At 37.9% G+C, this 12,774-nt stretch carries 8 protein-coding genes and 1 rRNA gene (1 of these 9 running past the window's edge); all 9 read right to left on the bottom strand.

Annotation, left to right across the window (positions count from 1 at the left end):
* Positions 1-86 precede the first annotated feature (86 nt).
* Positions 87-2,042, bottom strand: coding sequence for an ABC transporter ATP-binding protein (locus Ana3638_RS25010; RefSeq protein ID WP_161837627.1), 1,956 nt, complete (start codon positions 2,040-2,042; stop codon positions 87-89).
* A gap of 3 nt (positions 2,043-2,045) precedes the next feature.
* Positions 2,046-2,882 (bottom strand): ABC transporter permease, encoded by an 837-nt coding sequence (locus Ana3638_RS08440; protein WP_246240904.1) that lies wholly within the window; start codon positions 2,880-2,882, stop codon positions 2,046-2,048.
* Between the two features lie 18 nt (positions 2,883-2,900).
* The gene (locus Ana3638_RS08435) at positions 2,901-3,908 is read right to left on the bottom strand and encodes an ABC transporter permease (protein ID WP_246240902.1); all 1,008 of its coding nucleotides are present in this window, start codon (positions 3,906-3,908) and stop codon (positions 2,901-2,903) included.
* A gap of 188 nt (positions 3,909-4,096) precedes the next feature.
* Positions 4,097-6,091, bottom strand: coding sequence for an ABC transporter substrate-binding protein (locus tag Ana3638_RS08430; RefSeq protein WP_161837625.1), 1,995 nt, complete (start codon positions 6,089-6,091; stop codon positions 4,097-4,099).
* Positions 6,092-6,388: 297 nt separating this feature from the next.
* On the bottom strand, positions 6,389-7,651 hold the full coding sequence (locus Ana3638_RS08425) for an ABC transporter substrate-binding protein (RefSeq protein WP_161837624.1): 1,263 nt from the start codon (positions 7,649-7,651) through the stop codon (positions 6,389-6,391).
* The gene (locus Ana3638_RS08420) at positions 7,652-9,163 is read right to left on the bottom strand and encodes a response regulator transcription factor (RefSeq protein WP_161837623.1); all 1,512 of its coding nucleotides are present in this window, start codon (positions 9,161-9,163) and stop codon (positions 7,652-7,654) included.
* A gap of 245 nt (positions 9,164-9,408) precedes the next feature.
* On the bottom strand, positions 9,409-10,377 hold the full coding sequence (locus tag Ana3638_RS25005; protein ID WP_246240899.1) for a sensor histidine kinase: 969 nt from the start codon (positions 10,375-10,377) through the stop codon (positions 9,409-9,411).
* Entirely contained in the window at positions 10,362-11,219 is an 858-nt protein-coding gene (locus Ana3638_RS25000) for a cache domain-containing protein (protein WP_246240896.1), read from the bottom strand. Before Ana3638_RS25000 ends, Ana3638_RS25005 begins: the two co-directional genes overlap by 16 nt.
* Before the next feature lie 436 nt (positions 11,220-11,655).
* Positions 11,656-12,774, bottom strand: a 23S ribosomal RNA gene (locus tag Ana3638_RS08410) (it continues 1,840 nt past the right edge of the window).

Genomic DNA, 12,774 nt, shown 5'->3' with positions numbered 1-12,774 from the left:
TCCAATTATGATGCTAGGCTGCCCCTTTCCATTCTCTCAGGTGATACCTTTATCAATATCACCATTATAACCTAACATAGTCTGAATTATTTATCAATTTTTCCATTTAACGGATGGAAACATAATACCTTACGGCCAGCTGATAAATCTTTCATTTCCGGCCTGGTCTTCCTGCATTCCTCCGTAGCATAAGGACAACGGGGAGCAAATTTGCAATAAGTGATTGCATACTCTTTGTCCTCTGTATCCGGCATTACTAAATCCTGATCCCATTTTTCTCCTACCCTTGGTACTGCATTCATCAAAAGCTCCGTATACGGATGTGCCGGATCGTCCATGATCTCTTTTGCCTGGCCGTATTCTATCAGGCAGCCTCTGTATAATGTTGCAATATAATCCGATACATAATAAGCAGTCGAAAGATCATGGGTAACATAGATAAAGGAAACATTGTACTTATCCTTCAACTCTTTAAACAGATTTACAATATTCATCTTCATAGATGCATCAATAGCAGCAACCGGTTCATCAGCTATAATTAGCTTAGGTCTGGTAATAAGAGCTCTGGCTATGGATACTCTTTGCAGCTCGCCGCCTGAAAACTGGGAAGGATATTTTCCCTTTACTACCTCAAGTGACATACCTACACTTTTCAGTGTATCATCAACTAACTTTTCAGCTTCTTTATAATTTTTAGCAATCTTTAACCGAAGTGCGGTGTTAAACAGATAAGTATCCACTGTTTTACGCATGGAAAAAGATTCATAGGGATTCTGAAATATCGGTTGCACGTCCAGTCTGAATTGAAAAGGATTATATCCTTTATGATCTTTATAAGATCTTCCGTTAAGAATGATGTCTCCCTGATCAGGGTCATGAAGACGCAGGATCATCTTACATAACGTAGACTTACCACAGCCGGACTCACCTACTATGGAAAGGATAACCGGTTTACCGGCATCGATATCAATGCTGACTTCATCCACAGCAGTAAGTTTCTTTTTGCTGAGCAATCCACCTATTTGAAAAAATTTACTCACATTTTTTATTTCAAGTAATTTTTCTGACATCTTACACCACCCCTTGTTCAGTAAATGGCAGGCTGCGAAACGCCCTTTTTCAACTTCACGAAACTTTGGTACCGATTTTTTACATTCTTCGGTTGCCTTTGGACAACGAGGTGCAAACCTGCAACCCGGAGGCGGATTGGTGAGTGCCGGCGGCCTTCCCGGTATACCTGTTTTCTGGCTCTTGTCACCTACTCGCGGCAGCGCGCCTACCAGCATCCTTGTATACGGATGTATTGGTTTATTAAATATATCTTCTGTTTTACCCAGCTCAATCATACTTCCGGAGTACATAATACCCATACGGTCTGTGATCTGATAATGAACACCCATATCATGGCTTACGATTACCATGGTGTTCTTTAACTGCTTTTGAAGACGCATTAGCATCATAAGTATTCCTCGTTGTACAACAACGTCAAGAGCAGTGGTAGGTTCATCAGCAAGAACTACATTAGGCGACATAAACGTAGCCAATGCAATAATAACACGTTGTCTCATACCTCCTGAGAGCTGAAAAGGATATGCATTCAGCAAATCCGGAGAAAGACTGAGCTCTTCTAAATAAGCAGCAACCCTTTTTAATGTCTGTTCTTTCGTTTCATTCTTTTTATCGGCTTTCGGAATAGAATCCAAAAACTGATTCTTAAGCGGAACGATGGGGTTTAATACACTCTGTGCTGCCTGTGGTACATATGAAATATTATTCCACCAGGTGTTTCTGATTTGGCCAGTTTCATATGAAAAATCTTTTCCGTTTTTCTGACCGCTAAGGATAAGTTTACCTGAGTCTACAACCAGAGGAAACTCAATAATATCATACAGAGCTTTTAAAAGTGTAGTCTTACCACAGCCTGATTCACCGGCTATTCCGAAAATTTCATTATCATATATTTCAAAATCCACATCATTAATAACATGAACAGGTCCGTCTATCGTTGTATATGAAGTGGATAAATGGTCTATTTTTAACATCTACTACCTTCCTCTCTTCCTTGATAAATAATCATTATAGCCTGTTATGAGGAGAAACAGTCCGATAAACATTACAGCCGTAGCTACGATCGGAGAGCCTATCCAGAACCACTGCTTCGTAAAGATAGCATTACGGTCTCTTGCCCATTGAATCATATTTCCCAGGGAGATCAGATTTCCGGGTGACAGACCCAGAACTGCAAGGCTTGATTCGGAAGCTATAGCAGCCAGAGTAGCATTCATGAAGTTGGAAAGTGCCCATGTAAGAGCATAGGGGAGAATCTCTGTTACAACGACCTGAACGGTGCCCTCTCCTGAAAACCATGCCGTATGAATAAAATCTCTCTCACGCATGGAAAGAGCCATGGAACGGATCTGACGGCTCGGCCAGGCCCAGGCGAACATAGCCAGTACCAGTGCCATTACAAAAACCGTAGAAGTTCCTTTCATAAATGAAGTCATCAATATTAGAATCGGAAGGGAAGGTATTACAATAAACGTATCGGTTACAACGGTAAGTACCCGATCCAGCCATCCGCCTGAAAATCCTGCCAGAAGTCCTATAAATACACCTGCAACCGTACCAATGGTAGCTACAATCAGACCGATGAGGAGTGAATTATGTATTGCCTCAATGAGCAGCCATGTAACATCCTGCCCCATACTCGTGGTCCCCAACCAATGTTCGGACGTAGGTTCTAACTTACTGGGATAAGAATTAAACGTAAACGGATCGATATGCGGTAAAAAATATATTACGAAACCAATAATTACAAAAAAAGCGGTCATGATTAACCCTGCTTTTAAACTGAAATTCGTATTTTTCCAAAACTTCTTCACAATTTCCACCTCTTTCTTTTAGCTGTATCGAATACGTGGGTCGATAAATGGGTATATCAGGTCCACAATCAATGTTGCTGTCGATATTGCTACAATAGAAATTGTGATACATCCAAGTATCATATTATAGTCTGACATCAGGATAGCCTTTTGTACAAGAGAACCAACACCCGGATAACCGAATACAATTTCTGTCATAATAGAACCGCCAAATACGCCGCCAAGACTCATTGCCAAAGCGGTAACCTGAGTCAGAATGGAATTTCTGAATACGTAAGCGGTTCCGATTTTACCCTCTGAGAGCCCTCTGTAACGGGCGAAGAGAACAAAATCTTCTTCTGAGGTTGTACCTGCTAGGGATTTCATGGATATGATCCACCAGCCAGTCCCTACTAACAACATAGCCAAAGCCGGAAGAATCGATGCTTTAAGGAGAGATGCGAACAAAACTGCAAAATTACCCTGCGTGTTTATCGTAGCCTGAATCGGAAACCATCCCAAAACAAATGAAAATACAATCTGCAGTACCAGGGCTATAATAAAATAGGGAACAGGGTAGATACATATGGCTATTCCCTCCAGAATCTTGGATGAAACTTTATTTTTTCTAAAACCGGCAAGAAGTCCGATGATATTACCTATGATCCAGGCAATGACGGTAGTTGTCAGTGAAAGAAAAAGCGTATAAGGCAGATACATTCCTATGATCTGTCCTACGGGAGTAGGATAACTCATCAGGGAAGGGCCAAAATTAAAATGTAATAACCCGTTCCACAGGAAAGTACCATATTGCTCAAGTAAGGACCCCTCAAGACCAAACTGAACCCTGAGCTGTGACCGAAGTGCATCCATTTGTGCAGGATCCATCTGACCGGAACGGGACTGAATCTGACCAATCATGTTCTCAACCGGATCGGAAGGAAACATTCTAGGTATAAAAAATATAAAGGTAATACCAATCCAAACGGTCAAAATGTAGGTTAAAAATCTTAGACCGAAATATTTACGAAACTTCAACTGCTTCACTCCTTTTTTTGTAAGAAATAATTTATTTAAATGCTGTTACTGCCCGGTGATTGCCACCAGGCAGTAATAACATCTATATTACAGTAAGCAAAAATTCTGCAATCGGATATACGGCAGTAAAAGCACCGCCTTTTATCAGAAAATTGATACGTCATTTCTGATAAGTTTTACTATAAGTACAAAAATCTTTATTTAACTGGTGAAATTTCTGTTGTTATATATTTAAAGCAGCTCCACCACCACCATGGACCATTATAAGGATTTTCTGAATTTGGATAGTTATTCCAATATGTGCTATTCGTCGGAACGAACTTAACACCTGAGTGGAAACCAATAAAAGGAAGCTCTTCTATTGAAATTTTGAAAAATTCCTGACCAAGTTCATATGCTTTCGGATCATCTGGTGAAAGTTTTGCTAACTCATGAATGATTTCAGTAGCTCTGTCATTCTTCCAACGTGTTCCCTGACCTGAACCTTTTTCTCCCATCGGAACGATAAGGTCAGCATCCCAGCCGTTGATTTGTGAATAGATATCTTTGGTTATGAAACCGGTAGGCCAGTATCCGGCAATATCAAAATTACCTGTTTGACCATTGGTATCCCATGTAGCACTGGATTCACTAACAAGATTGATCTTGAAACCAAATTTTGTAAGTTGGTCATAAGCAGCCTGAACACCACGTCCTGCCTGAGCTTCTGTATCTGCTAAATATGTCATGTTGAATGTGAAAGGTTTTCCGTTAAAATACCAGCCGTCATCTTTTTTCTCAAGACCTGCTTTAATAAACAGTTTCTCTGCTGCAGCCGGATCGTATTTCCAGCATCCTACACCAAACATATCAATAAGAGCATCGTGATCTGTTGGAATGTCATAACCTTTTCCTCTAAGAACTTCTGCCATTCTATCTGCGTAACCTTCATCGAAAGGTTTCACTGTAGTACCATCACCTAAATCAAGTGAGAAATCTTTCAGCCATGGAAGCAGAGGTTTTACATACAGTTCCTGACCAGCACTTGTATTTGTAAGGATTGGGAACGGTGACGCACGGCCTACACCGTTAAATATGTTCTGTGATATCTCGTCGAAATTCATGGCAAGTGCAACACCCCAACGGAAATCTTTATTATCAAAAGGAGCACCTTTACCCATAGAGAAAGCTAAACCTTTTGAACAAGGGTCATCACTGGTAGCATAAGGGAAGTCTTTGTACCAGCAAGCAATATTAGGATTCTGTGCTGTCATAACTTCTAACATTTCCGGTGAAACTTCGCAAAGGATATCAACTTCGTTATTGATAAGACTCATCTGACGAGTAGTATCATCGCCAAGATTTCTGAACCATACGTATTTAGCTTGAGGTTCTTTTCCTGTTACAACACCAACTGTACTGTTTTTCCAGTCTTCACGGCGTTCATACAGAATCCATTTTCCTAATTCGTCATAAGCCTTTACGGTATAAGGACCTGCAACGACAGGATCGGAATCTTTAAACTGAGTAACATCAGCTTGTTTTGAGTAGATGTGTTCCGGAACGATTCTTAAATCATTACCCCAGATAGTAACACCAAATCTCTGTGCTAAACGAGGGAAAGATTCTTTTGTAACGATCTTAACGGTATAATCGTCTACTTTTTCAACTGATTTAAATACTTGATTGTAATATGCGTTCTGTGTGATACCAGGGTTTGTCATAATCATATTAAATGTGAATACAACGTCATCGGCAGTTAAATCTTCGCCGTCAGACCATTTAATACCCTGACGAATCTTAATTGTATGCTCTGTAAAATCAGCATTTGATTCCGGCATACCATCTGCAACTTCGCCGAACTGTTCACCTTTAACAGTATCGATTTCCCACATCATTGCTGACATAAGCTGGTGAATACCAAACCCCATGGTAGTTCCCTGCATGTAGGAATTAAACTGTCCTGGTGTGTCAGTAGGTGACTGACATTCAACGATAAGTGTTTCATTTCTTGGAGTTCCAACCTCCGTCATTTCTCCCGATGGCGCAGGTTCTGCCTCAGCCCCCGTTTCAGTATTAGCTTTTTCCGTCGTACCAGTAGCTGTTTGCGTTCCGGTCGTCGTGTTCTTAGAACTTCCACAGCCTGTAAGCATGGTGGACAAAAGAACAAAAGCTAAAAAGAATGCCAGTCTAGTGCGCATTACCTTTTTCATATAATACCTCCTTTAATAGAATTTATCTATTTGTTACTTTTCCATATTAACACTTATGGACTTTTCCTAACATTCCAAATTTTTAATAAAGGAGTAAATTATTAATCTCTATAATATGTCTATTTTTTATTTTTACTTTAACCTTACGTCTGAATTGTTATACAATATGCACAGAAATGCCGTTTCGCGTCATTTAGGCGTATGAACGTCTCGGGCTTTTACTATGCAAGATTCCTTACAGTCTACTATGGCAGTACGATAAAACTATTCTTCATGTAAACGCAGTAGATTACCGCCTCAATTATCTATTATAGCTATCCTTACTCTATCCTGCATGGTATCGGCTATATTTTTAATGGATGGATTCGTTTCACTGATTAATTGATAAACTCCATCGGATATGGCAGCAGAAATATCAAACCAGGAATTTAACGAACTCTTTGCTATTCCATGTTCTTTCTGCTTTTGAATAAACTCCTTACTAACCACATATCCATCCTTTTCAAAATTATAATCTACATCTACTTGCGCGGGTATGATTTCTGTTTCCTCTGCAATCTGTTTTACAATACTTTTCTGTGTTACATAGTTAAGAAACTTTATGGAAGCTTCATAATCAGCCGTTATTGAAATTCCAATGTTTTTTCCGTGAAACATATAATTTTCTTTTTTTTCATACGGAACTGCGGCTACTCCTACTTCAAAATCGATATCACTTTCTTTTATAACGGATAAAGCACTAAGGCTATTGATCATCATTGCTATTTCACCATCTATAAAATTATTGGTTAAATCCAGCTGATTCCAATTAATACACTCTTCAGGTATCAGTTTGTTCCTTTTTAGATAGTCTATTAATTCAAATACTTTCATTCCACCGTCGCCGTTAATTTCACGAATCGATCCGCCTGTGGTGTAAAGCATCTGAATAAAAAAAGCGGTTATTTCTTCCGGTTGCCTTGCAGCAATACCGATACCGTTAATGCCGACCTCTTCTGCTTTTCGTGCAGCAGTTTTTAAATCATCCCAGGTTATTGGCACAGCTACATTGTTCTTTCTAAATAAGTTCTTATTCCAAATCAGCACATAGGGATCACAGGTAAATGGGATTCCATAATATTTACCATCACTTCTGGTATTATTCCATTGTTCCAAATAGTAATGGGATTCCAAGGATGTCTCATCGATATAAGTGCTGATATCTCTAAGCACATTAAGGTTAATCAGAGCAGGCATAATAGAATTGTCACATAATATTAAATCCGCTAATTGATCCTGATCCAAATTCATACAGATTTCTTTTTTAAAATCGTTTTTGGATATAAACTCTATTTCCACCCTTGGGTTATTTTTAATATTGGAATACTGGTTTGCTATATCCTTGAGCATTTTACTGTTTGCTGTATTTTCATAGGGAGCCAATATACGTAAAACTTTTCTGTCCTTTATCTGATTGTCTACAGGTGTTTCCCTTAAACTTTTATAATAATTACCTGCATAAATTAATAAGATCAGCATTACCCCTAATGACAAAATCGCAGTTATCCGAAACATTTTCATTTAGATTACCTTCTTATACTCTGATGGTGAAATGCCGCAGACGGATTTAAATACCTTATTGAAATACTTAGGATCCTTAAACCCAACCTGCTCAGCAACTTCCTGTATCCGGTATTTTCCGGAAAGTATCATACGCTTTGCAATACTAATTCTAAAGTTCCTTAAAAAGACAACAAAGTTAACATTAATTTTCTGGTTAAATAATTTACTTAAGTATTCCGGAGTTACACCTACCAGATTCGCAGCCTCGGATAATGTAATATCTTTTCTATAATTGTCCCTGATAAAATTAATCACTTTCAATACGGTTAAATTATCAATATCCATCTCTTCATCCGTACCGGTAAGTATGGTATTTATAATTTTTTCATAGTTTAAGATTAAATCTGTTTTTGTTTTACTCTCAATAATATTATTAATTACATAGTGGAAGATTAATTGCTGTTCCGATTGATCATTATATTCTTTTGCTACATTATAAATACTGGAAGAAAATCTTGCCGTATATTCACGGATAAGCTCCGGCTTTCCATTACTCTCAATGATAAGTGATTTAAATTTATTACTTATACTCAATGCTTTTTCATAATTTCCATTAATGATTTCTTTTCGTATCCGGTTTTCTAAATCCATGGGATAACTAATTGAGTTAAACTCCAATTTTTCAACCATATGTTTATCCAGAATCACATCACTGCCATAAACAAAAGCATAAGATAAAAGGCTTTTTAATTCAGCCATAGCATTTTCCAGCCCGATCAGTCCCATTATGGAAGTATAGCTGCAATGACAGCTGCCTATATTATTTAAATTGGACAAAACATGCACCGAAAATAATTTTTTTAAAAATTTATTTTTTTCGGTATCAATAATAAGTAACAGTATTCCATATTCAAAAGATAAATGAACGACATGGAAATTCATTATACATAGGGAGTTCATCTTATCTTTAATGCAATGAATCATTTCCCCGACAGTCTCCTGATCAAGGCTATCCGGTTTTATCAGAAATAAAGTGATTTCCATTCTGTCATTTGCCTGTAACTGATTTGAAAGCTGGCGTATCAACCGTTCTTTTTCTTCCGATTCACAGGTCATTAAACTCCAGATTAACTGTCCTGAACTTATTTTTTCAGACTTTTCTTTTAATATCTTTGCTTCTGTATCCCTTAATACCGATATAAAATTCTCAATATCTACCGGCTTTAATATATAATCGATCACTCCCAAATGCAATGCTGTCCTGACATAATCAAAAGAAGAATACCCCGTAAGTATTAACGCATAAAAAGCAATACCTTCTTTCTCAAGTGTACGAAGCATTGTTAGTCCATCCATACCGGGCATTTGTATATCCGATATGATCAAATCCGGTTTTAACTCCTTAACCAGATTGATTCCCTCAAATCCATCTGATGCAATACCGCATATTTCATAATCCGTAAATTTGTTGATAATATTGATTAAGCCTTCTTTGGTTTTAGGTTCATCTTCTACAATGACAATACGCATAAATCTCCTCCGATTCACCATAATTTTCTTTATGCATTACATTGATTCCGCCATGCACATATATTTTTCTAGTGCCTATTCAGTCTCTACCATTCTGTCGAACAGCACATATATGCATCAATGCATTATAAATATATAAAAATATGCATATTCGAGCATATTCCATAATGTTTTGCGCTGATTAACTCAAAATTCTGAATAAGTTTGTCTTTTCACTCTTTCTCGGGGTAATGATTGGTTACTATTTATATTTCATATGGTATCATTATAGTCACGGTAGTCCCTCTCTCACTTGAATCCACATGAAAATAACTATTGTCGCCGTAATATAGTTTTAATCTTGTTATTACATTTCTTACTCCTATGCTTGTTTCAATCTTATCTTTCCTGTAATCATAACTGTTAAACAATTCTGCCAATTCCTGTGACATTCCTTTTCCATTATCTTCTACCTGGATTTGAATATAGGTATCATTTTTCTTTTGAATGATTAAGTCTATCTCATCATGACCCGTATTACCCGGAAATCCATGAACGATGGTATTTTCTATAAGCGGCTGTATTAAAAGCTTATGTATTCTACTGCATTTAAGCGCATCATCCATATGAATCATGCACTGGAAAGAATAACAAAACCGCTGCTGCTGCAAATAGATATACCTTTTTAGATACTCCAATTCTTCCTCTATAGTTACGATTTCATTACATTTTTGAATACTGTATCTTAATATGGCAGCTAAATTAATAAGCATCTTGCTGATTTGAAATTCTTCATTTTCAACAGCAACCCAATTAATAGCATCTAAAGTATTGTATAAAAAGTGGGGATTGATTTGTGCTTCCAAAGATTTTATCTCGGCATTTTTCTCCCGAACCAAGGCATCTCTTTCCTGCTGATTGGATTCTTTTATTCTAATTATCATGTCATTAAAATGATGAGCAATTCTTGCAAACTCATCCTTGCCTTCTAAGGATATCTGTACATCATAGTCTCCCTGATCTGCTTTACCCATAGCGTGTATGATTTTCTTAACTGCTTTATCTGTACTTGCGGCAAATGACATAGATACTAAAATACATATCATTCCCACTAAAATACCGATTAAAATAATAATCATGGTTATATTCTGTACATCCTTTAATGCATACGTTAAATTCTGTACGTTAATAAGCGTAAATACCCCATCTTTAATACTGCTTACATGTACTTCCAATCTTTTCGAGTCCATAAAATTATTATGGTAAAAAAATTCTTTGTTGCTTTATCTATACTCTCTTTGTTATAACCAGTATATAGATTCACTCCCACATAAGATACCGTTGGAAAAGATATAATATCTCCTTCCTGATTTACCAGGAAAGTCAAATTCGAATTAAAATCCATGCCGGTTGAATAAACATTACGAAGCGCACTTTCATCGATACATAAAATAATACTTCCGACTGGTCCATTTTCATAATTATTAAAATCAGTCAACTGATGTGCTATATAAAAATAACTTTTTTCTCCATAATTCATATCCGACTTACGGATTGTATTAGAATAAATAGCATGTTTTACATTTAAGGAATCTTTAAACATGGTATTAGTCCTTATATTTTTCACATCGAAGCAAAAACTTTCCACACCGGATAATGTAACTGTGTCATAGAAAGTAGCATCTCCATTTAAACCAACAATGGCTATTCCCAATATTTCCGGGTATACATACACGATGTTTTCCAGTTTTTCTTCTATTTGATGCTTTGCCGAATAATAATTTTTTGAATCCCAAACATTGATATATTTTAAGTTATCAATATAGCTGCTGTCTGTATACATATCCATAATAATCTTATCATACGCATGGAAAAATTCCTCCACGCTATTGCTGGATTGCTGCAGGTTCGCCATAATTAGTTCTTTCGTCTGCTTCTCAATAGTAGAAGTACTTATTTTATATGATATAAATTGAATTAAGAATATTGGGAGGATCGATATTATAAGTAACATGATCATTAATTTCTTAAACAGATTTAAGGATAAAAATTTTTTAACCAATGTTTTATGCAGCATACTAACCCTATCCTTTTTACTTTGATTGTTACAGATCCTGACATTAGATTACCAAAAATTTGTTTCATATCCAATTGCAGTAAAATAATATAATTTATAGACAAATAGTTATCGTTTACGTCATTTTTACCAATATAACTATTAATAGATTAGCATAAAATGTGAAAGTTGTCATCACTTTTCCCTATTATTTTATAATTTATTTCAAAATACTTGTTATATACATTTTAATCAAGTTCTTCCGGTTCAATAAACCACTCGAAATCATTCAAGTTATTAATAACTTTTTTTACTTTAAAACAAAAAAAAGTTGCCTGACAACAGGTAACTTTTCTTTTTCATGTTTTCGTTTTATATCTTCAAAACTACACATTATCCATCTATATTTAACCATAACCTTTTAAGTGATTTTAAACCACTTAGGAAGTTTCCTTCTTTGGTCAAGCCCTCGACCTATTAGTATTAGTCAGCTCCACACATTACTGTGCTTCCACCTCTAACCTATCCACCTTGTCGTCTTCAAGGGGTCTTACTAGCTTACGCTATGGGATATCTTATCTTGAGGGGGGCTTCACGCTTAGATGCCTTCAGCGTTTATCCCTTCCAAACTTGGCTACTCGGCCATGCACTTGGTAGTACAACCGATCCACCAGCGGTTCGTCCAACCCGGTCCTCTCGTACTAAGGTCAGCTCCTCTCAAATATCCTACGCCCGCGCCGGATAGGGACCGAACTGTCTCACGACGTTCTGAACCCAGCTCGCGTACCGCTTTAATGGGCGAACAGCCCAACCCTTGGGACCTACTACAGCCCCAGGATGCGATGAGCCGACATCGAGGTGCCAAACCACTCCGTCGATGTGAACTCTTGGGAGTGATAAGCCTGTTATCCCCAGGGTAGCTTTTATCCGTTGAGCGATGGCAATCCCACTTTATACCACCGGATCACTAAGTCCTACTTTCGTACCTGCTCCACCCGTCGGTGTCGCAGTCAAGCCTTCTTATGCCTTTGCACTCTGCGAATGGTTTCCAACCATTCTGAGAAGACCTTTGAGCGCCTCCGATACCCTTTCGGAGGCGACCGCCCCAGTCAAACTCCCCACCTGACATTGTCCACTGCCCGGATCACGGGCACATGTTAGAAATCCAATACTGCAAGGGTGGTATCCCAACAGCGGCTCCACCACGACCGGAGTCGTAGCTTCTTTGCCTCCCACCTATCCTGTGCATGCAATACCGAATCCCAGTATCAAGCTAGAGTAAAGCTCCATGGGGTCTTTCCGTCCTGGCGCAGGTAACCAGCATCTTCACTGGTATTTCAATTTCACCGGGTGCATTGTCGAGACAGTGCCCAAATCATTACGCCTTTCGTGCGGGTCGGAACTTACCCGACAAGGAATTTCGCTACCTTAGGACCGTTATAGTTACGGCCGCCGTTTACTGGGGCTTAAGTTCAACGCTTCGGATTGCTCCTAACATCTCCCCTTAACCTTCCAGCACCGGGCAGGCGTCAGCCCATATACTTCACCTTTCGGTTTTGCATAGACCTGTGTTTTT

The sequence above is a fragment of the Anaerocolumna sedimenticola genome (assembly GCF_009931695.1).
In the GTDB taxonomy this organism is placed as follows: domain Bacteria; phylum Bacillota; class Clostridia; order Lachnospirales; family Lachnospiraceae; genus Anaerocolumna; species Anaerocolumna sedimenticola.
The sequence above is the reverse complement of the archived record's forward strand: the minus strand, read 5'-3'. Positions and strand labels throughout refer to the sequence as shown.

Bases quoted from the DNA above. Each gene is read 5' to 3' on its own strand.
- Ana3638_RS25010 (WP_161837627.1), bottom strand. From the start codon at position 2,042: ATGTTAAAAATAGACCATTTATCCACTTCATATACAACGATAGACGGA.
- Ana3638_RS08430 (WP_161837625.1), bottom strand. From the start codon at position 6,091: ATGAAAAAGGTAATGCGCACTAGACTGGCATTCTTTTTAGCTTTTGTT.
- Ana3638_RS08425 (WP_161837624.1), bottom strand. From the start codon at position 7,651: ATGAAAATGTTTCGGATAACTGCGATTTTGTCATTAGGGGTAATGCTG.
- Ana3638_RS08420 (WP_161837623.1), bottom strand. From the start codon at position 9,163: ATGCGTATTGTCATTGTAGAAGATGAACCTAAAACCAAAGAAGGCTTA.
- Ana3638_RS25000 (WP_246240896.1), bottom strand. From the start codon at position 11,219: ATGCTGCATAAAACATTGGTTAAAAAATTTTTATCCTTAAATCTGTTT.